This is a genomic window from Limnohabitans sp. TS-CS-82 (assembly GCF_002943475.1).
Genome location: NZ_PTQX01000005.1, coordinates 15,267 through 35,226, shown reverse-complemented (window position 1 = coordinate 35,226; position 19,960 = coordinate 15,267). Strand labels below are relative to the sequence as shown.

The following is a 19,960-nucleotide window of genomic DNA, read 5'->3' as shown; positions in this document are numbered from 1 at the left end:
TCAATGTCCTCCCGCACGCACGGGCGCAAGCAGCAGTAGCCCTTGCGCGTCAAATACATACAGATGCGCCGGATTCACGAACACTTGAATCTGCGCGCCCAAATCAAAGTAATGCACGCCGGTGAGCTGCGCTACCACGTTGCCCACCGAAGTGGTCACATGCACAAAGGTGTCGGAGCCTGAAATTTCGGCCAACTCCACCCGACCGGCCAAAGCGATGTCGCCGCTCTGCCCATGCACACGCACGGCGCTGGCACGCATACCCACCGTCAAAGCGGTGGACGCGGTGGCTGGCAAGTTCAAGGCAAGCAAGCTGCCATCGGCCAACTGAGCGCCTGTGGCTTGGCGGGTGGCCACCATCAAATTCATGGGCGGGTCGCTGAAGGCGCGCGCCACGCGCAAAGACTGGGGGTAGTGAAACACCTCGGCGGTGGGGCCGTATTGCAACAGTTCACCCGCATCCATCACGGCGGTGTAGCCGCCCAAGAGCAGCGCTTCGCCGGGCTCGGTGGTGGCGTAAATCACGGTGGAGTCGCCGCTGGCAAACAAGGCGCCCAGCTCTTCGCGCAACTCTTCGCGCAGCTTGTAATCGAGGTTGACCAAGGGCTCGTCGAGCAGCATCAGCGGCGCGCCTTTGGCCAAGGCGCGGGCCAGCGCCACGCGTTGTTGTTGACCGCCCGACAGCTCGGTGGGGTAACGGTCTAAAAACATCTCAATGTGGAGCTTTTCGGCCAAGGCTTGCACGCGTTGGGCCACGTCTTTGTCGCCGCGCAGCTTCATGGGCGAGCCAATGTTGTCGCGCACTTTCATGGACGGGTAGTTGATGAACTGCTGGTACACCATGGCCACGTTGCGCTCCCGCACGGGCACGCCCACCACGTCTTGACCATCAACCAACACGCGGCCAGAGCTGGGCACATCCAAACCCGCCATGATGCGCATCAAACTGGTTTTGCCCGCTTGCGTGGCGCCCAACAGCACAGTCACGTTGGCGCTGCGCGGGGCGAGGCTCATGTCGTAGAGCCAGGTTTGCGGCCCGACTTTTTTACTGACACCTTCGAGAGACAACTGCATCGCACCACCTTTACCCATTAAGTACACAGCCGGTGTACGCCACCGCTTTGATGGGCTTCATTATTGTTCGTAATTTTTCTTTTCAACTCGGTGATTACCCTTTGAATGTTCGTTTTGATTCGATTTAAAGTGAGCGCTCTTCGTTTCTGCATGGAAAATGGGCGCTTATGAATTCCAACCCACGACAAATTACCTTGCTCAAAGTGGTGCAAGAACTCGGCTCGGTGACGGTGGAGCAGCTGGCCGAAAAGCTGGGTGTCACGCTGCAAACCGTGCGTCGTGATGTGCAGCGCATGGCCGAAACAGGGCAATTGACCCGTTTTCACGGCGGCGTGCGCGTGCCCAGTTCGACCACCGAAAACATTGGCCACCAGCAGCGCGTCAACCTCAACTCCGACGCCAAAACCCGCATTGCCCGCAGCGTGGCGGCGGCGGTGCCCAACGACTGCTCGTTGATCTTGAACATCGGCACCACCACCGAAGCCATTGCCCGCGCGCTTTTGCGCCACACCGGCTTGCGCGTGATCACCAACAACCTGAATGTGGCCAGCATCTTGAGCGCCAACCCGAACAGCGAAGTCATCGTGGTGGGCGGCGTGGTGCGCGGTCGTGACCAAGGCATCGTGGGCGAAGCCGCGGTGGACTTCATTCGCCAATTCAAGGTGGACATTGCCTTGATTGGCATTTCGGGTATCGAAGCCGACGGCTCGCTGCGCGACTACGACTACCGCGAGGTGAAGGTGTCACAAACCATCCTCTCGCATGCCCGCGAGGTGTGGCTGGCTGCAGACCACAGCAAGTTCAACCGCCCGGCCATGGTCGAGGTGGGCACCATCGCACAAATTGACCGTTTGTTCACCGATGCGCCACCGCCCGCGCCTTTTGCGGCCCTGTTGGCTGAGGCGCAAGTCCAGCTTCACATCGCCCAATGATCTGCCCTTGCCTTGCCCTTCATTTGCCCTGCTTTTGATCTGACCCAGAACGCTGACACCACACCATGACCTACATCCTCGCTCTCGACCAAGGCACCTCCAGCTCGCGCAGCATTGTGTTCAACCACCAAGGCCAAATCGTGGCCATGGCGCAGCAAGAGATCACCCAAATCTACCCACAACCGGGTTGGGTCGAACATGACCCCCTGCAGATTTGGCGCACCCAGCTGGCCACGGCCCAAGAGGCGCTGGCCAAGGCGGGCATCAGCGCGCGTGAGGTGTCGGCGCTGGGTATCACCAACCAACGCGAAACCAGCGTGGTGTGGCACAAAACCACGGGCCAACCCATTTACAACGCCATCGTGTGGCAAGACCGACGCGCCGAACCCGCTTGTGTGGCGTTGCGCGAGCAAGGCTTGACCGACACCATCCAAGCCAAAACCGGCTTGCTGGTGGATGCGTATTTCTCGGGCACCAAACTGCAATGGATTTTGGACAACGTGCCCAATGCCCGTGCACTTGCCGAGCGCGGTGAGCTGCTGTTTGGCACCGTCGACAGTTGGTTGATGTGGCAACTCAGCGGCGGCGCCGTGCACGCCACCGATGTGAGCAATGCCTCGCGCACCATGCTCTTCAACATCCACACCAACCAATGGGATGCGGAGCTGCTGGCCGCATTGCGCATTCCTGCATGCATGATGCCCAAGGTGCTCGCCTCTAGCGCGATGTTTGGCCAAGTGCGGCCCGAGTTGTTGGGCCACGCCATTCCGATGGGCGGCGTCGCAGGCGATCAACAAAGTGCGTTGTTTGGCCAAGCGTGCTTCAGCGCAGGCATGGTCAAAAACACCTACGGCACGGGCTGCTTCATGCTCATGCACACGGGCGACGTGGCCATGCGTTCGCAAAACGGCTTGATCACCACCAGTGCCGCACAAGCCACGGCGCAACCGCAATTTGCCATGGAAGGCAGCGTGTTTGTGGGCGGCGCCGTGGTGCAGTGGCTGCGTGATGGTTTGGGCGCCATTCGCCACAGCAGCGAAGTACAAGCCTTGGCTGAAAGCGTGCCCGATTCAGGCGGCGTGATGGTGGTGCCCGCCTTCACCGGCCTCGGCGCGCCTTATTGGAAACCCGATGCACGGGGCTCCATCACCGGTTTGACACGCGGCAGCACCGTGGCCCACATTGCGCGTGCTGCGTTGGAAAGCATTGCCTTCCAAAGCGCGGCCTTGCTGCAAGCGATGGGCCGCGATTTGGCCCAAGCAGGCGTGGCCCAAGTGCAAGAACTGCGCGTGGATGGCGGCGCTTGCGTGAACAACTTGCTCATGCAGTTTCAAGCCGATTTGCTGGGCATTGATGTGGTGCGCCCTGAAGTGGTGGAAACCACCGCGCTGGGGGCCGCCTATTTGGCAGGCCTGTCTACGGGCTTGTACGCCAGCACCGACGAGTTGAGCGCGCAATGGCGCGTAGAACGCCGCTTCACCCCGCAACGCCTGCCCGACTACGCCGTCGAACAAATGGCGTTGTGGGAGCATGCGGTGCGCAAAACGGTTCTTTAAACGATGCGCGAGATTTGGCGCTTAAACACCGTGTTTTAAAAACATGGGAGGTTTAGGCAAAGGCGTGACGCAGCGCCCGTGCCGCATCGGCATGCGCCACCAAGGCCTCAGGAATGACGCGTCCCATTTGGATGAAGCTGTGCACCACGCCTTTGTAAATTTCTAAATCAACAGGCACACCGCACAGCCGCAGGTGGTCGGCATAGGCCACGCCTTCGTCCACCAGTGGGTCGCATTCGGCCAAGCCCAACCAAGCCGGCGCGACGCCTGACACATCGGCCAGCAAGGGTGAAAAGCGCGGGTCGTGGCGGTCGGCCAAATTCGGGACGTAGTGGTTGTAGAAGTACTCAATGCTGGCTTTCTCCAGCAAAAAGCCTTTCTCAAACGTGTGCGCCGAAGGCATGTACTCGGGCGAACAGCCGGGGTAGAACATGAGCTGCAGCTTCAGCGTAATACCCGCATCGCGTGCGGCAATCGCGGTGGCGGTGGTGAGCGTGCCGCCCGCACTGTCGCCGCCAATGGCCATGCGTGTGACGTCTAAGCCCAGACCTGTGGCATTGGCCGCGAGCCATTGCAAAGCATCAAAGGCGTCGTTGTGCGCGGTGGGAAACGTGTGTTCAGGCGCCAAGCGATAGTCCAGCGACACCACGGCGCATTGCGCCAAATGGGCCAAGTGCTTGCACAGCGCCTCATGGGTTTCGGGGCTGCCCACGGTGAAGCCGCCGCCATGAAAGTACAACAAAACAGGCAAGTTGGGCGATGCGTGCTCGGCCCACAGCTTGGCCCTTAAAACGGCGCCATCGCGCACCGGAATCTGAAGCGTGTCGTCACGCGCCATTTTGTGGGCGTTGACTTCCAACACGCCTGCGCCCAAGGCGTAGCCCTGTTTGGCTTGCTCTGCGGTGAGCAACGCGATGGGTGGGCGCCCTGCTTTGGCAATGGCATGCAGCACATCGCGCATGGCAGGGGTCAACAGGCTTTGTGGGTTACGTGGGTGACTCATACAGATTTGCTTTTGGTGAGTGGGCTTTTATAGTGTGCCATGGCTCAAATTCTTTACCTCACCAACATCCAGATCGACTTTGGCGTGCTCAGCACTTTGGGTGCCGAATGCGAAAAGGCGAACATCAAACGCCCGCTCATCGTGACGGACCCAGGCGTCAAAGCCGTGGGCATTTTGCAGAAAGCGCTCGCCGCACTGCCCGGTTTGCCTGTCGCGGTGTTTGACCAAACCCCGTCCAACCCGACCGAAGCGGCGGTGCGTGCAGCTGTTGAGGTGTACCACGCGAACCAGTGCGACGGCTTGATCGCGGTGGGCGGCGGCTCTTCCATCGACTGCGCCAAGGGCGTGGCCATTGCCGCCACGCACGAAGGCCCGCTCAAAACCTACGCCACCATCGAAGGTGGCTCGCTCAAAATCACGCCTGCGGTGTCGCCGTTGATTGCGGTGCCCACCACGGCGGGCACGGGCAGCGAGGTGGCACGCGGCGCCATCGTCATCGTGGACGATGGGCGTAAGCTGGGTTTTCACTCGTGGCACTTGGTGCCCAAAGCCGCCCTGCTCGACCCCGAACTCACCCTCGGTCTGCCCCCTGCCCTGACCGCGGCCACCGGCATGGATGCCATCGCACACTGCATGGAAACCTTCATGGCCGCCCCCTTCAACCCACCCGCCGATGGCATTGCGTTAGACGGCCTCACACGCGGCTGGGCGCACATCGAGCGCGCCACCAACGACGGCCAAGACCGCGACGCACGCCTGAACATGATGAGCGCCTCTATGCAAGGTGCGATGGCGTTTCAAAAAGGCTTGGGCTGCGTGCATTCGCTCAGCCACAGCTTGGGCGGCGTGAACCCACGTTTGCACCACGGCACCTTGAACGCCATGTTCTTGCCTGCGGTGATCCGGTTTAACGCGGCGGCGGAGTCGGTACAGCGTGAGCGACGCATGCAGCGCATGGCCTATGCGATGGGCTTAGGCGCTATCGGTGGCCATGAGGCGACAGCCGCTGCGTCGGCTCAAGCCGCCGAAGCCGTGGCGCAAGCCATCACCGCCATGAACGCACGTTTAGGCCTGCCCAAAGGCTTGGCCGAGATGGGCGTGACACCCGATTGTTTTGACCAAGTGATCGCAGGCGCCATGGCCGACCACTGCCACAAAACCAACCCGCGCTTGGCAACCGAGCAGGAATACCGCGAGATGCTGAACGCGGCAATGTAAGGCCGCGCGGTTATTCGCTTTTTTCTTGTGGGTGTTGATGTGTGTGCTCGTGCCCTGGCATCTTGGCGCCCACATGAGTTTCACCTCGCGCTTCGGCCAGTTCGACCTGACGTTGGCGCTCTGCCATCTGCGCCTTTTGCTCAGGCGTGCGCTGGTCGTGGCAGTGTTCGCAGCTCACGCCCAACACGTAATGCGGCGACAACTTGTCTTCGGCGCTCAAGGGCCAGCGGCATGATCGGCACAGCTCGTGGTGGCCCACGCCTAAGCCGTGGCTCACACTCACACGCTCGTCGAACACAAAGCAATCGCCTTCCCAAGTACTTTGCTCAGGCGGGATTTCTTCTAAATACTTGAGGATGCCGCCTTCGAGGTGATACACCTCGTCAAAGCCGCGCATTTTCATCAGCGCGGTGGACTTTTCGCAGCGGATGCCGCCGGTGCAAAACATCGCTACTTTGGTTTTTTTCGCGGCTTCACCTTGCAAGTTTTCTTGGGCATCCAGCCAAGCGGGCAGTTGCACAAAGGTTTTGATGTTGGGGTTGATCGCGCCTTTGAAGGTGCCAATGGCCACCTCGTAGTCGTTGCGTGTGTCGATCACCACCACGTCGGGGTCGGCCAGCAAGGCGTTCCAGTCTTGGGGTTTGACGTATTGACCCACGGTTTTGTTGGGGTCCAGCTCGGGCACGCGCAAGGTGACGATCTCTTTTTTAAGCCGGACCTTCATGCGGGTGAACGGCGGCTTGGGGCTCCACGATTCTTTGTGTTGCAGCGTAGCCAAGCGCGGATCGGCATGCAAAAACGCCAGCACGGCGCGGATGCCCGCCTCGGGCCCGGCAATCGTGCCGTTGATGCCTTCGTGCGCCAAAAGCAGCGTGCCTTTGACGTCGTTGGACTCGCAACAGGCTTGCAAAGGCGCTTGCAACTCGGCGAAGTCGGGCAGCGCGACGAATTTGTAGAGGGCAGCGGTGAGGTATGGCGCGGTAGAAGACATGCCCGAATTATCCATGCCCGCTTGGCGCCTCAAACGTCCGTTTGAATGGCGAAGGGCTGCAACTCGCTCAACTGCTGGTCCAACGAAAACGACACCAGCATGGCCACCGACATCAGCGACACCACGGCGTTGGTGTTGGCGTCGCGGGACACCGCATCGTCAAGGCGAAGCTTGAGATAGCGGTTCACCGTCTGCACTTCGGCATACATGCGGCTCAGGCTATCTAGCGTGAAATCGGCCGTTTGGCCCTGTTGGCTTTTGAGGTATTGGCCCACAAAGTAGGCGCCCACCATGCGAAACAAGGTTTCTTCGACCGTGGCAAACGGCATGTGCAAGCGCCCAGGGCCCTTCATTTGCGACAGCACCGGGCAGGCGCTGGTGGCCAGCGTCAGGCCCAAAAGCGACTGCAAGGCCGTTTGTACATCGGTACGTTTGCTGTGTTGGCGGTCGCCGATCTGTACGTCCACCTGCACCTCGGCGTGTGAGTCCACATGGCAAAAGGTGTCCACGATGTGCTCAATGTCCACCGCCGCTGGGCAATGGCGCTCAGCGCTGGCCGCCAAAGGACAGTTGGGGCACTGGTGGTGCGACAACGTGGTCCAAAAAGGCGGGGAAATGGTGTTTTCTTCAGTAGACAGACGCTCGGTGTCCACCGTGAACGTCAGCGGCTCTGCGTTTTCTAACGACAACTTGTACGCAATGACCGGCATGAAGAAAAAAGCCTCTGAAGACATTTTGATGATTTTTTCATTTTCCCATCATCTGAAGGTTTTTAATCAATCCACCATCAATTTGTCATTTTTGCTTGCATCGAAGCGCCGCTTCAAACGCGCTACGCCCCCAAAGTCGGGCTTGGTCACGTTCATCGAGGATGACTTCTGGCGCAGACCAGTAAGACAGCTTCACAGGCTTGTCGCGCTGCATATAGATAAACGGCGCAGACCCCGCCGCCTCAAATTGCGCCACGTTGTGCGCATCGGTCTTCAAATACAAACGCCCTGCTGCGTACAGCCCGAACATCAACCCATCGTGGTAAATGCCCCAACCGCCAAACATGCGGCGGGCGCGGATAGGGCCGAATGCGTCGAAGACTTCGTGGAGGTAGTCGGTGGATTCGTTCATGGGTTACCTAAGCATGGTGAACTGATTTCAAGAAACGATAATTTATGAATACAAAGAAATTACTTGGATTAATCTGAGTCTTATTGGAGCAATCAAATGAAACAAAGTTGTATTTTCTGTGGGCTATCTGAGTTGCAAATCATTGCCCAGAATGAATTCGCTTATGCAATTCGCGATAAATATCCAGTTAGGCCACTACATACATTGATTATTCCTAAACGGCATGTTGCAGACATTTTCGAAACCACGTCCGATGAACGCCAAGCGATGCATGAACTTGCCTTGTTGTGCCGTCAGTCGATTTGTGACGAAGACGCAAAGGTAGCTGGATTTAATTTTGGATCCAACGTGGGCGAAGCCGCTGGACAAAAAGTTTTCCATGCGCATATCCACCTCATTCCTAGACGAAACGGGGAAATAGATTTGCCACCTGCAAAAGCAAATTGAAGGTTATGCCTGTAACTAGTCCGAAGCAGCAAGCACGTCTTAAAGACGCTGCACAGCAGTCATATCGGGATTGGCTAACCATTCTGCAAACTCCTGCGCCATCTGCTCACTCGCACGCGCCGCCGCTTTCCAAACCTTCACCCGCCCCTCAAAGTCAGAGGCATAGGTCACAAAGTCGCTGCGGTCTGGCAGTTTGCCATTGGGCAGGGTTTTGACCCACTCGGGGTTGGGCGCCAAGACGATGGTGTTGTCTAAAAATGGGGTGGCTTTGTGTCGCCACTTGAGGGCTTTGTCTAGCCAACCGGGCACCACGGCTTTTTGAAAGTGTGGATACAGCACCAAAGGGCTTTTCGCCACGCCGTTGTAGTTGAGGTGCAAGTGGTAGTCGGTGATGCCGCCATCCCAATACGCGCCCGTGGGTGCATCGGGAATGTCGTGCACGGCTTGCAGCACAAATGGGATGGAGCAACTGGCTTGCAGCGCGGCCATGAAGTTGCGCTCGTTCAGTGCCATGTGTTGGGTGGCAAAGTCTGCCGTATCAAACGGCAGCTCGCCACGGCTTGAAAACACCACACGCTCTAACCATGCGCCCATGGCTTTGCGCTGCACGGCGTTGCACAGATACGCGCCTGCATAGCCCAAGGGTGTGAGCAGCGGGTGTTCGTGGTGCAGGATGTGTTTGCCACGCGAGGTCACCACATGCAGGCGATAGCGCGGGTTGTTGAGCACTTCGCTCAAATGGCCGCCATAAAAAGCTTGCAGGGTTTGGCTGAACTCGTCGCTCACCTGCTTTGCGCTGGGGCGCTTTCGGCCCTCTGGCACTTTGTATTCTTGGTGGATGTAGTCGTGCGACAGGCGGTCAAAGCCTTGCACAGGGTTGTCCAAACACGCCGTGGCCATGCGCCATGCGCCAATGGACGCACCCACCAAGTCGATGGGCTGCGTGCTTTGCGGCAACCACTCGCCAAACAAAAACCGATCCAGCGGCCCGAGGATCAAACCCTTGGGCCCACCCGCCGCAGCGGGAATGACGCCAATGTGTTCGGGCCTCAAGCCATGGGCCTCGATGTGGGCCAAGGCTTTGGGGCCAGCGTAGATGTGCAGGGCTTTCAATTCGGTTAAACCTCAAACAGCTCTTTGAGTTTTTGCAATGTGGTCGTCAATGTTTTGGGCTGGATTCGCCCTAACTTTTTGATCAGCCTAGATTTGTCGATGGTGCGAAGCTGGTCAAGCAGCACCAAGCCAGTCGTGCCTTGAAATGTCAGCGGGATTCGAAATGGCGCTTGAAAACCTTGTGAAGTCATGGGCGCCACGATCACAGTTTTCAGATGGTCGTTCAGTTCGGGGGGTGAGATCACCACACAAGGACGTGACTTGCGAATTTCGCTACCTACCGAGGGGTCTAAGTTGACAAGCCAAACATCGCCACGGCTTACCACTTCAAGTCCTCATCTGACTCATTGCTGAAGTCGCCCATGACCAAGACATCGTCATGGGCTTGGGCCAATGCTTTAGCGGCTTCGCCCCAACCTGCCCGTGCTGCATGGGCAGGTTTGCGAATGACCAATGCATCGTTTTCAACACTCACCTCGGCCTCGTCTTCTAAGCCCAATTGCGTGAGCAAAGGCTTAGGAATGACGATGCCACGCGAGTTGCCAAAGGGGCGGATGGCGATGTGCATGAGGGTCTCCTAGTTGAGAGGGAATTTCGGACAATGTTATTACCAAGTAATAACATTGTCAACCACTCTTACTTCTTCAAACCTTGCAGCTTGGCAAACGCACTCGCCATGGCCGAGCCAGCCGCCGCTTGTGGTGGTGCCGTGTAGCCACTGCTGTAGCTGCCACCACCTCGTTGGCGGTTATCACGGCCAGCGTGTTCAAAGCGGTTATCGCGTGGCCCATCCTTGCGGGCAGGCGCAGCGTCCATCTTCATGGTCAGGCTGATGCGTTTGCGGGCCACGTCCACTTCCAGCACTTTGACCTTGATGATGTCGCCGGTCTTCACCACTTCGCGGGCGTCGGTGATGAACTTGTTGCTGAGTTGGCTGACGTGAATCAAGCCGTCTTGGTGCACGCCCAAATCGACAAACGCACCAAAGGCCGCCACGTTGCTGACCGTGCCTTCGAGCACCATGTCGACCTTCAGATCTTTGATGTCTTCCACGCCGTCTTGCAACTTGGCCACTTTGAAGTCAGGGCGCGGGTCGCGGCCTGGCTTTTCGAGCTCGCTCAAGATGTCTTTGACGGTGATGACGCCCACGGTGTCGTTGGCAAACAACTCGGGCTTCAATGTTTTGAGCATGTCAGTGCGGCCCATCAGCTCGGCCACGGGTTTCCCGGTTTGCGCCATGATGCGCTCGACCACTGGGTAGGTTTCGGGGTGAACCGCGGTCATGTCCAGCGGGTTGTCGCCATCGCGGATGCGCAAGAAGCCCGCGCTTTGCTCAAACGTTTTCGCGCCGAGGCCCGTGACCTTGAGCAACTGCTGGCGGTTGGCAAATGCACCATTGGCTTCGCGCCAACGCACCACGGCTTTGGCGGTGGTGGTCGAGAGGCCCGACACGCGGGTGAGCAGCGGCACGCTGGCGGTGTTCAGGTCCACGCCCACTTTGTTCACGCAGTCTTCCACCACGGCTTCGAGCGTGCGGGCAAGTTCGCTTTGGTTCACATCGTGTTGGTACTGGCCCACGCCGATGGATTTGGGGTCGATCTTCACCAACTCAGCCAAGGGGTCTTGCAAGCGGCGTGCAATGCTGGCTGCGCCGCGCAGGCTCACGTCCACATCGGGCATTTCGTTGCTGGCGTACTCACTGGCGCTGTACACCGACGCGCCCGCTTCGCTGACCACCACTTTGTCGATCACCTTGCTTGCGTCGTGTTTGGCCTCAGCATGCTTCGACATTAACTTGATGAGTTCACCCGCCAGTTTGTCGGTCTCGCGGCTGGCTGTGCCGTTGCCAATGGCAATCAGGTTCACGCCGTGTTTCTCGGCCAACTTGGCCAAGGTGTAGAGCGCGCCGTCCCAATCTTTGCGGGGCTCGTGTGGGTACACGGTGGATGTTTCTACTAGCTTGCCAGTGGCGTCGACCACGGCCACTTTCACGCCGGTGCGGATGCCTGGGTCCAGGCCCATCACCACGCGGGGGCCTGCGGGTGCCGCCAGCAGCAAGTCGCGCAAGTTGTCGGCAAACACTTTGATGGCCACCTTCTCGGCTTCTTCACGCAGACGCGTGAACAAATCGCGCTCGGTGGAGAGGCTGAGCTTCACGCGCCATGTCCATGCCACGCATTTGCGAATCAGGTCATCCCCTGCCCTCGCTGAATGGCTCCAGCCGAGGTGCAAAGCAATCTTGCCTTCGGCCAAGCTGGGTTTGCCGGGCTCAGGTTTGGCATTGACACTCGCCTCCGGCTCGGGCAGCACCAGTTTGGCATCCAACATTTCCAGCCCACGGCCACGGAACACGGCCAAGGCACGGTGCGAGGGCACGCGGCCAATGGGCTCGTCGTAATCAAAGTAGTCGCGAAACTTCGCCACATCGGGGTTGTTTTCGTCTTTGCCAGCGGCCAGCTTGCTGCGGAACAAGCCTTCGGTCCACAGCCATTCGCGCAAGCCTTGCACCAAAACGGCGTCTTCCGCCCAGCGCTCGCTCAGCAGGTCGCGCACACCGTCCAGCACAGCGGCGACGGTGGTGAAGTCGGCCCCTTCAATCTTGCCTGCGGGCAGGATGAAGGCTTCGGCTTCCACATTGGGGTTGAGCGTGGGGTCTGCAAACAGCTTGTCGGCCAGTGGCTCCAAACCCGCTTCTTTGGCAATCATGCCCTTGGTGCGGCGCTTGGGTTTGAAGGGTAAGTAAATGTCTTCCAGCTCTTGCTTGGTGGGCGCGGCTTCGATGGCGGCCAGCAACTCGGGGGTGAGCTTGCCTTGTTCTTGAATGCTTTTGATCACCGCAGCGCGGCGGTCGGTCAGCTCGCGCAGGTAGCTCAGGCGAGCTTCGAGTTCGCGCAATTGAATGTCGTCCAAGCCACCCGTGACTTCTTTGCGGTAACGCGCAATGAACGGGACGGTGGCACCGCCATCCAGCAACTCAACCGCGGCGCGGACTTGCTCGGGGCGAATTTTGATTTCAGCGGCCAGCTGGCCCATGATTTTCTGCATGTTCTCTAGTTCTGTCTTGGCAAAGCGTGCAAGTTTGCCATACCGCAAATGTATCTACGCCTAAAAACGAAAATCGCTGCAATCTCTAAAATTGAAATACTTAGAGGTACTTAATGCAGCTTAAAACAAATAAACATACAGCTTTCTTGGGGATCTTGGCCATATTGTTGTTTTTATCAGGATGCCAACATATTTCTTCTGCCGAATATATGCAATTCACGCCACTTGACGAAAAAAAGCGAATCATGAATCGGGTCAAACTCACGTGGGAGGTTCGATCCGACGCCGTGACGTACTGCCAACGTGTGCAGCAAGATTACCAGCGCGATGCTGCCATGACCGTCGCAGCCTGCTCGATCTGGTCGCGCAGCACCAATGAATGCACCATCGTGACAGGCCCCAACCCCGACCACGTCGTCATCGGGCATGAGGTGCGTCACTGCTTTGAAGGTCATTTCCACTGACACGTACCTTTGTAACGTGGTGATCTAGCAACACTCAAAAATAGCAGGAGTTTTAAATCGTTAAGATAGCGATATCTTGATGTACTTAGTATTAAAGTTTAACAAAATGATTGGCTTTTTGCCAATTGCTTTGCTTTGTTCATTTTTATTGAGCGGTTGTCAGAACGTGCCCAAATGGGAATACACCGAATTTACGCCGATGACGTATGACAAACGCATCATGAACAAAGTCAGATTGAGCTGGGAAGTGCGTCCCGATGCCGCCGAATACTGCTTGCAGGCGCACAAGGGGCGTGATCAAGCCTTCAACGGCACCCCCGTCGCCTGCGCCAAGTGGTCACAAAGCACGAACGAATGCACCATCGTGACCGGCCCCAACCCCGACCATGTGGTGCTCGGCCACGAAGTTCGCCACTGCTTCGAAGGCCACTTTCACTGAAACGAGGGCAGATGGAGGGGCCCCCTGCTCATCCGCCGCTCGCTCAACTGCGTAGTTGGGCTTTGAGTTTCTCGCCCAAATCAGGCCGCTCTTTGAACGGGTCTGGCGGGTTGTGCTGTTGGACGATGGCTTCCATGCGGCTTTGCACATTGCCCAGCGCTTGCGGGTGGCTATAGATGTAGAACTGATCGGCGGCGATGGCGTCAAACACCATTTGCGCCACATCGGCGGCGCTCACTTTGCCGCTGCTCACCGCTTTGTCGCTCATGGCTTGGCCAATCAGCTGGCTCTTAGTGGGTTGCTCACTATCTAAGGCGGCGGGACGGTTGCGATGGCTTTGGCTGATGCCGGTGGGCACAAAATACGGGCACAACACGCTGGCACTGATTTGGTCGTTCACCAGTTTCAGGTCTTGGTAGAGCGTTTCGGTCAATGCCACCACGGCGTGTTTGCTGACGTTGTAAATGCCCATGTTGGGCGGCGTGAGCAAACCGGCCATGCTGGCGGTGTTGACGATATGGCCCTGAAAACTTGGGTCTTTGGCCGCAGCCTCCAGCATCATGGGGGTGAACAAGCGCACGCCGTGCACCACACCCCAGACGTTGACGCCCAGCACCCAGTCCCAGTCGGCTTGGGTGTTTTCCCAGATCAAGCCGCCAGCGCCCACGCCTGCGTTGTTGAACACGAAGTTGGGCGCACCAAAAGTGGCTTTCACGTCGTGGGCCAAGGCTTGCATTTGCGCCGCATCGGCCACGTTGACCAATCGGGCCATCACCTGAACGCCAGTGGCTTTGAGCTCGGCCTCCGCTGCGTCGAGGGCGTCTTTTTGCACATCGACCAGCACCAAGTTCATGCCCAGTTTGGCGCCAATGCGGGCACATTCCAAGCCAAAGCCTGAGCCAGCGCCGGTCAACACGGCGGTTTTGCCTTTGAAGTTGGAAATCATCAGTCCGCCTTTTTCAAAATAAAGCCATTGCGTGGGAAATGCACATGCACGGTGCCTGCGCGTTCGTCGGTACGACGTACGGTGTAACGCGTGCGCGTGGCCGCGACCAACTCACCCGCCGTGGGTTCCAAGCCAAACGACTCAGCGGTGATGACCACTTGGCTGCCCAACGCAATGCCGTGGTGATCCATGAAGGGTTCTTCTGACACATCCACAGGCTGGCTGTCGTGTGCGATTTGCAGCGCTTGGGTGGAGGACAGGTCGGTGTGCGTGCCGTGGCCAAACTTTTCCATGCGTTCCAGCCAAGCGCGCACATTCGGCGTGGCGTTGAAGATGTCGGCCAGCAACGGCACCACGCGCAAGGTGTACCAAGTGGGGTGGTAGGCCGCAAAGTCGGCCACCGAGGGCACATCGTCCATCAAAAACGGGTGCTGTTCCAGCATGTGCGACAAACGGCGCAAGTAGCTTTTGTACATGCCAATCGCATCAGCGGGCGGCATGCGTGGCGCACCCCCGCGCATGGTGGCGCGGTCTTGCACGAACACCTTCACGTCTTCGGGTGACCATTTCGCCAACACATAGGCCGCACCTGCGGGCTGAAAGTTGTAGGCCATGGCCACGGGGAACACCAAGGTGTCGGCCCACTGCGCCACGATGCGCGCCGCACCTTTGACCGCCTCTGGATACAAGGTGGGCGTGGGCTGCATTTGCTCCAGCACATCGGCAATCAAGTTGCTATCGCAATAAATGTCGGCGCCGATTTGCATGAACGGCGTGCGGCGATGACCGCCGGTCAGCGCAATCACATCGGGCTTGGGCATGTACATCGGAATGTGCACGCTCTGCCAGCTGAGTTGTTTGTAGCCCAAAATGAGCCGCACTTTTTCAGCAAACGGCGACAGGGGGTAATGGTGAAGAATGATCTGAGACATGCGGGCGATCGTTTGCGTGAACTTAGATCAACTTGACCAATTGCTTGCCGAAGTTTTTGCCCTTGAGCAAGCCCAAAAACGCTTCAGGTGCCGCAGCCAAACCTTGCGCCACCGACTCGCGTGGACGCAGTTTGCCGCTGCCCACCAAAGTGCCCAGCTCATGCAAGGCCTCGGGCCACACTTCCATGTGCTCGCTGACGATGAAGCCTTCGATCTTCATGCGGTTGACCAAGATCAGCGCGGGGTTGGTCATGGGCAGTGGTGCCCCGTCGTAGCCCGCGATCATGCCGCACACCGCAATGCGGGCGAAGGCGTTGGTGCGCAACATCACCGCGTCGAGCACCATGCCGCCCACGTTTTCAAAGTGACCGTCGATGCCGTTCGGGCAGGCTTCGCGCAGGGCTTTGGAGAGCGAGAGGTAGTCTTTGTGTTCTTTGTAGTCAATGCACGCGTCAAAGCCGAGCTCGTTGACCACGTAGGCGCATTTGTCTTTGCCGCCCGCAATGCCCACCACGCGGCAGCCGCGTGCTTTGGCCAAGGCGCCGTAAGCGCTGCCTACCGCGCCACTGGCCGCGCTGACCGTCACGGTCTCGCCTGCTTTGGGGTTGATGATTTTCACCAAGCCGTACCAAGCGGTCACGCCGGGCATGCCGACCGCGCCCAAGTAATGGCTGAGCGGCACATGCGTGGTGTCCACGCGGCGCAACATGCCGGGCGCATTGCCGTCCACCACGCTGTAGAGCTGCCAGCCGCCCATGCCCACCACTTTGTCGCCTGGGTTGAATTTGGGGTGACGGCTTTGCACCACTTCGCCCACGGTGCCGCCGATCATGACCTCACCCAAAGGCTGTGGCACGGCGTAGCTCTTGCTCTCGTTCATGCGGCCACGCATGTAGGGGTCGAGGCTGAGGTAGTGGTGGCGCACCAGCACTTGGTTGTCTTGCAGTTCAGGCGTTTGCGTGTGCAGGAGCTTGAAGTTGCTGGTGGTGGCTTCTCCTACGGGGCGGTTGTCGAGCACGATTTGTTGGTTTTCTGTCATGTTGTCTCCGAGATGTTGTTGTGTGGTGTGTTGAAAATTAATCGGTCGAAATTTCAGGGCTGGCGTGCGCTGGGTGTTGTGCATCATCGGGCGCAGGTGCACGGGTGACGTACTTGAATGTGCCCGTGGCGTGTGCGCACACCTTGCCGTCGGCATCGAACACCGTGCCTTCGGTGAAGGCCATGCTGCGCGTGCGGTGGATCAGGCGACCTTTGCCCGTCAACGTGCCACGCGCGGGTTGCATGAAACTGGTTTTCATCTCAATGGTCACCACGCCAACTGCCTTGTCGACGCTGCGCGCAGCGGTGGCCAAGGTGACGTCGAGCAGCGTCATGACTGCGCCACCGTGGGTGACGTTGAAGGAGTTCAAGTGCTCGGGCTCAGGGGTGTAGCGCAACTCGGACTGGCCATCGTCAAAGAACACCATCTCAAAGCCGAGGTGTTCAACAAAGGGAATGTAGGCACCAAAACTTTCTTGCATAGGCGTTCTTTCTTTGAAAAAGTTGGGCGCTTAAAACGCGTCTTCTGACAGTTGGGCGCAGGTCATGTCGCGGCTTTCGACCACGTTCAGCCAAGCGCCAATTTTGGGCAATTCGTAATGGAAGAAGAACTGTGCAGCAGCCCGGCGACCGGCGTTGGCCGCGCCCTCGCCTTCGCTGGCCAAGGCCACTTCCAGCCACATCCATGCCAGCACGGTGTGGCCAAAGGCTTGCATATAAGGCACCGCATTGGCCAAGGCTTCGTTGGGCACGCCGCTGCTCCACGCCATTTTGGTGGCCCGGCCCACCCGCTGCAAGGCTTGCGCTAAAGCGTGGGCGTGTTCGGTACGTGCCAAGTGTTCGTGGGCGTTGTCGGCGTTGAGTGCTTTTTGCACGGTCACGTTGATGCGGTCGGCCAGCAGCCACAAACCCTTGCCTTCTTCCATCAGCACTTTGCGACCCAACAGGTCGAGGGCCTGAATGCCGTGCGTGCCTTCGTGGATCATATTGAGGCGGTTGTCGCGCCAATATTGCTCCACGGGGTAGTCGCGCGTGTAGCCGTAGCCACCGTGAATTTGAATGGCCAGCGAGTTGGCTTCCAAGCACCATTCGCTGGGCCAGCTCTTGGCGATGGGCGTGAGCACTTCCAGCAACAAGCGGGCTTGGTTGGCGCTTTCTGCATCGCCGGTGTGCTGTTCGTCGACCAAGCGGGCGCAGTACAACTCCAACGCCAATGCCCCTTCGCCGTACGATTTTTGAGCCAGCAACATGCGCTTCACATCGGCGTGTTCGATGATGCGCGCTTGTGGCGATGCTGCGTCTTTGCCGGCCGTGGTCATGGGGCGACCTTGTGGGCGGTTTTTGGCGTAATCGAGTGACGCGTAGTAGCCCGCCAGCCCCAACATGGTGGCGGCCATGCCCACACCGATGCGGGCTTCGTTCATCATGTGGAACATGCAGCGCAAGCCCTCGCCGGGTTTGCCGACCAAATAGCCAATGGCACCAGCGCCTTTGCCGTCCAAGCCTGCACCACGCACGGGGTACTTGCCTTCGCCAAAGTTCAGCAAGGTGTTGACCGTGCCGCGCCAACCGCATTTGTGGTTCAAGCCAGCCAGCGCCACGTCGTTGCGTTCGCCGGTCAGCGCGCCTTGGGCGTCAACCAACTTCTTGGGCACCACAAACAGCGAAATGCCTTTGACGCCAGCAATAGTTTTGCCGTCCGGCCCTGGAATTTTGGCCAGCACCAGATGGACGATGTTCTCGGTGAGTTCATGATCGCCCGTCGAGATCCACATCTTGTTGCCTTTGAGGCGGTAGCGTGGGCCCAGTGCGTCGGTTTCGAATCCGTCGCCATCGGGCATGGCGCGGGTGGCGATGTCGCTCAGCGATGAGCCCGCTTGTGGCTCAGACAAACACATGGTGCCCGCCCAATCGCCGGCAAATTCTTTCAAAGCAAACACTTGCTTTTGCAGGTCGGTGCCGTGCGCCATCAACAAATTGGCGTTGCCGACCGTCAACATGCCTGCACCAATGCTGACCGAAGCGCAGGCAAAAAATGCGTTGGCGGCAGACTCCACCGTGTAGGGCAGCTGCATGCCACCGATGTCGTAATCTTGTGCCGCGCTCAACATGCCCGATGCGGCGTAGGCTTCGCGGGCGTCGTAAGTCGCTTGGGGGAGCACCACTTTTTCGCCGTCAAATTGCGGCTCTTCGGTGTCGACGGTGCGGTTGAAGGGGGCGAACTTATCGCGCGCAATGCGCTCGCAGGTGTCGAGCACCGCGTCAAACGTGTCGCGGGAGTGGTCGGCGAAGCGCTCACGTTGGTTCAAGCTGCTGACTTGCAGCCAGTCGTGAAGTAAAAAATCAACCGTGGAACGCAGAGACATAAAACACCACTCAGGGTTTAGAGAAAGAACAGGCCAAGGGCTTCACGTCACCCTTGGCCTTTGGACACAGTCTGAGGTTTACAAGACTTCAAAGATGCCGCAAGCACCCATGCCGCCACCGATACACATGGTCACCGCCACGCGCTTGGCGCCACGGCGTTTGCCTTCGATCAAGGCATGGCCTGTCAAACGCTGACCGCTCACGCCGTAGGGGTGACCCAAGGCAATCGCGCCGCCGTTGACGTTCAAACGCTCAGCAGGAATGCCCAATTTGTCGCGGCAGTACAGCACCTGCACGGCAAAGGCTTCGTTCAATTCCCACAGGTCGATGTCGTTGACGGTCAGGCCTAGGCGCTTCAAGGCTTTGGGCACGGCGTAAACGGGGCCAATGCCCATTTCGTCAGGCTCGCAACCTGCAACAGCGAAACCGAGGAAGCGGCCCAGCGGCTGCAAGCCGCGTTTGCTGGCCAGTTCTTCGCTCATCACCACGCAAGCACCGGCGCCGTCCGAGAACTGGCTGGCGTTACCGGCGGTGACCAAGCCACCAGGCATGGCCGAGCGCAAACCGCGAATGGCTTCGACAGTGGTGCCTTCGCGGGTGCCTTCGTCGCGGCTGACCGTGACTTGTTTGGTCATCATGCCCATGACTTTGTCGATCACGCCTGCGGTGACGGTGATGGGTGCGATTTCGGCGTCAAACAAACCGGCGGCTTGTGCGGCACAAGCTTTTTGCTGGCTACCGGCGCCGTACTCGTCCATCACGTCGCGGCTGATGTTGTAGCGCTTGGCCACTTGCTCAGCGGTTTGCAACATGTTCCAGTAGATTTCTGGCTTTTTCTTCATCAAGTTGACGTCGGCCAACATGTGTTGGTTCATCTCTTGCTGCACGCAAGAAATGCTTTCCACGCCGCCCGCCACATACACGTCGCCCTCGCCCGCGATGATGCGTTGCGAGGCCAGCGCGATGGTTTGCAGGCCAGAAGAACAGAAACGGTTGACCGTCACGCCCGACACAGAGATGGGGCAATCGGCCATGAGCGCGATTTGACGGGCGATGTTGGCGCCGGTGGCCCCTTCGGGGTTGGCACAACCCATGATGACGTCTTCGACTTCACCAGCGTCAATGCCAGCGCGTGCGATGGCGTGTTTCACGGCATGGCCACCCAGCGTGGCGCCGTGGGTCATGTTGAAGGCACCTTTCCAGCTCTTGGCGAGCGGGGTGCGGGCGGTAGATACGATGACAGCGTTGGTCATGAGGAGTCCTTAATTCGGTT

At 58.6% G+C, this 19,960-nt stretch carries 21 protein-coding genes; 6 read left to right on the top strand and 15 right to left on the bottom strand.

Features of this window, described 5'->3' with window-relative positions; genetic code table 11:
- On the bottom strand, positions 1 to 1,074 hold the full coding sequence (locus C5F52_RS12055; protein ID WP_104798618.1) for an ABC transporter ATP-binding protein: 1,074 nt from the start codon (positions 1,072 to 1,074) through the stop codon (positions 1 to 3).
- Between the two features lie 167 nt (positions 1,075 to 1,241).
- On the opposite strand from C5F52_RS12055, the gene C5F52_RS12050 reads away from it, so the two are divergent.
- Both C5F52_RS12050 and glpK read left to right on the top strand, forming a co-directional pair.
- Positions 1,242 to 2,006, top strand: coding sequence for a DeoR/GlpR family DNA-binding transcription regulator (locus C5F52_RS12050; protein ID WP_104798617.1), 765 nt, complete (start codon positions 1,242 to 1,244; stop codon positions 2,004 to 2,006).
- A 65-nt stretch (positions 2,007 to 2,071) separates the two neighbouring features.
- Positions 2,072 to 3,562: a glycerol kinase GlpK gene (gene glpK / locus C5F52_RS12045; RefSeq protein ID WP_104798616.1), complete on the top strand. Its 1,491-nt coding sequence runs from the start codon at positions 2,072 to 2,074 to the stop codon at positions 3,560 to 3,562.
- A gap of 52 nt (positions 3,563 to 3,614) precedes the next feature.
- On the opposite strand, the gene C5F52_RS12040 is transcribed toward glpK, so the two are convergent.
- The gene (locus C5F52_RS12040; RefSeq protein WP_104798615.1) at positions 3,615 to 4,565 is read right to left on the bottom strand and encodes an alpha/beta hydrolase; all 951 of its coding nucleotides are present in this window, start codon (positions 4,563 to 4,565) and stop codon (positions 3,615 to 3,617) included.
- Between the two features lie 39 nt (positions 4,566 to 4,604).
- Between C5F52_RS12040 and C5F52_RS12035 the strand changes: the two genes are divergently transcribed.
- Entirely contained in the window at positions 4,605 to 5,783 is a 1,179-nt protein-coding gene (locus C5F52_RS12035) for an iron-containing alcohol dehydrogenase (RefSeq protein WP_104798614.1), read from the top strand.
- Between the two features lie 10 nt (positions 5,784 to 5,793).
- On the opposite strand, the gene C5F52_RS12030 is transcribed toward C5F52_RS12035, so the two are convergent.
- The 3 genes from C5F52_RS12030 to C5F52_RS12020 form a co-directional block, all read right to left on the bottom strand.
- Complete coding sequence (locus C5F52_RS12030; protein WP_104798760.1) at positions 5,794 to 6,774, bottom strand: rhodanese-related sulfurtransferase; 981 nt, start codon at positions 6,772 to 6,774, stop codon at positions 5,794 to 5,796.
- Between the two features lie 29 nt (positions 6,775 to 6,803).
- Complete coding sequence (locus tag C5F52_RS12025; protein ID WP_146100075.1) at positions 6,804 to 7,508, bottom strand: hypothetical protein; 705 nt, start codon at positions 7,506 to 7,508, stop codon at positions 6,804 to 6,806.
- Between the two features lie 61 nt (positions 7,509 to 7,569).
- The gene (locus C5F52_RS12020) at positions 7,570 to 7,896 is read right to left on the bottom strand and encodes a TfoX/Sxy family protein (protein WP_104798612.1); all 327 of its coding nucleotides are present in this window, start codon (positions 7,894 to 7,896) and stop codon (positions 7,570 to 7,572) included.
- Between the two features lie 96 nt (positions 7,897 to 7,992).
- Here C5F52_RS12020 and C5F52_RS12015 point away from each other — a divergent pair, with 96 nt between their 5' ends.
- Positions 7,993 to 8,343, top strand: a complete 351-nt coding sequence (locus tag C5F52_RS12015) for an HIT family protein (RefSeq protein WP_104798611.1) — start codon at positions 7,993 to 7,995, stop codon at positions 8,341 to 8,343.
- Between the two features lie 39 nt (positions 8,344 to 8,382).
- Here C5F52_RS12015 and C5F52_RS12010 read toward each other — a convergent pair whose 3' ends face one another.
- The 4 genes from C5F52_RS12010 to C5F52_RS11995 all read right to left on the bottom strand — a co-directional run bounded on the left by C5F52_RS12010 (position 8,383) and on the right by C5F52_RS11995 (position 12,501).
- Positions 8,383 to 9,456 (bottom strand): phospholipase, encoded by a 1,074-nt coding sequence (locus C5F52_RS12010; protein ID WP_104798610.1) that lies wholly within the window; start codon positions 9,454 to 9,456, stop codon positions 8,383 to 8,385.
- A 5-nt stretch (positions 9,457 to 9,461) separates the two neighbouring features.
- Positions 9,462 to 9,782, bottom strand: a complete 321-nt coding sequence (locus C5F52_RS12005) for a type II toxin-antitoxin system PemK/MazF family toxin (protein WP_104798609.1) — start codon at positions 9,780 to 9,782, stop codon at positions 9,462 to 9,464.
- On the bottom strand, positions 9,776 to 10,024 hold the full coding sequence (locus C5F52_RS12000; protein ID WP_104798608.1) for an AbrB/MazE/SpoVT family DNA-binding domain-containing protein: 249 nt from the start codon (positions 10,022 to 10,024) through the stop codon (positions 9,776 to 9,778). The genes C5F52_RS12005 and C5F52_RS12000 overlap by 7 nt, the downstream gene beginning before the upstream one ends.
- A gap of 68 nt (positions 10,025 to 10,092) precedes the next feature.
- On the bottom strand, positions 10,093 to 12,501 hold the full coding sequence (locus C5F52_RS11995) for a Tex family protein (protein WP_104798759.1): 2,409 nt from the start codon (positions 12,499 to 12,501) through the stop codon (positions 10,093 to 10,095).
- Positions 12,502 to 12,746: 245 nt separating this feature from the next.
- Between C5F52_RS11995 and C5F52_RS11990 the strand changes: the two genes are divergently transcribed.
- Together C5F52_RS11990 and C5F52_RS11985 are read left to right on the top strand one after the other, a co-directional pair.
- Positions 12,747 to 12,965 (top strand): hypothetical protein, encoded by a 219-nt coding sequence (locus C5F52_RS11990; RefSeq protein ID WP_146100074.1) that lies wholly within the window; start codon positions 12,747 to 12,749, stop codon positions 12,963 to 12,965.
- Between the two features lie 220 nt (positions 12,966 to 13,185).
- Positions 13,186 to 13,404, top strand: coding sequence for a hypothetical protein (locus tag C5F52_RS11985; RefSeq protein ID WP_236657843.1), 219 nt, complete (start codon positions 13,186 to 13,188; stop codon positions 13,402 to 13,404).
- Between the two features lie 43 nt (positions 13,405 to 13,447).
- Here C5F52_RS11985 and C5F52_RS11980 read toward each other — a convergent pair whose 3' ends face one another.
- The 6 genes from C5F52_RS11980 to C5F52_RS11955 all read right to left on the bottom strand — a co-directional run bounded on the left by C5F52_RS11980 (position 13,448) and on the right by C5F52_RS11955 (position 19,940).
- Entirely contained in the window at positions 13,448 to 14,350 is a 903-nt protein-coding gene (locus tag C5F52_RS11980; RefSeq protein ID WP_104798605.1) for an SDR family oxidoreductase, read from the bottom strand.
- Positions 14,350 to 15,282, bottom strand: coding sequence for a glutathione S-transferase family protein (locus C5F52_RS11975; RefSeq protein ID WP_104798604.1), 933 nt, complete (start codon positions 15,280 to 15,282; stop codon positions 14,350 to 14,352). The genes C5F52_RS11980 and C5F52_RS11975 overlap by 1 nt, the downstream gene beginning before the upstream one ends.
- A gap of 22 nt (positions 15,283 to 15,304) precedes the next feature.
- Positions 15,305 to 16,321 carry an NADP-dependent oxidoreductase gene (locus tag C5F52_RS11970; RefSeq protein ID WP_104798603.1) on the bottom strand — a complete coding sequence of 339 codons (1,017 nt, stop codon included), beginning with the start codon at positions 16,319 to 16,321 and terminating at the stop codon, positions 15,305 to 15,307.
- A gap of 37 nt (positions 16,322 to 16,358) precedes the next feature.
- Entirely contained in the window at positions 16,359 to 16,802 is a 444-nt protein-coding gene (locus C5F52_RS11965) for a PaaI family thioesterase (RefSeq protein WP_104798602.1), read from the bottom strand.
- Positions 16,803 to 16,832: 30 nt separating this feature from the next.
- Positions 16,833 to 18,686, bottom strand: coding sequence for an acyl-CoA dehydrogenase (locus C5F52_RS11960; RefSeq protein ID WP_104798601.1), 1,854 nt, complete (start codon positions 18,684 to 18,686; stop codon positions 16,833 to 16,835).
- Positions 18,687 to 18,764: 78 nt separating this feature from the next.
- Positions 18,765 to 19,940, bottom strand: a complete 1,176-nt coding sequence (locus C5F52_RS11955; protein ID WP_104798600.1) for an acetyl-CoA C-acyltransferase — start codon at positions 19,938 to 19,940, stop codon at positions 18,765 to 18,767.
- Positions 19,941 to 19,960 lie beyond the last annotated feature (20 nt).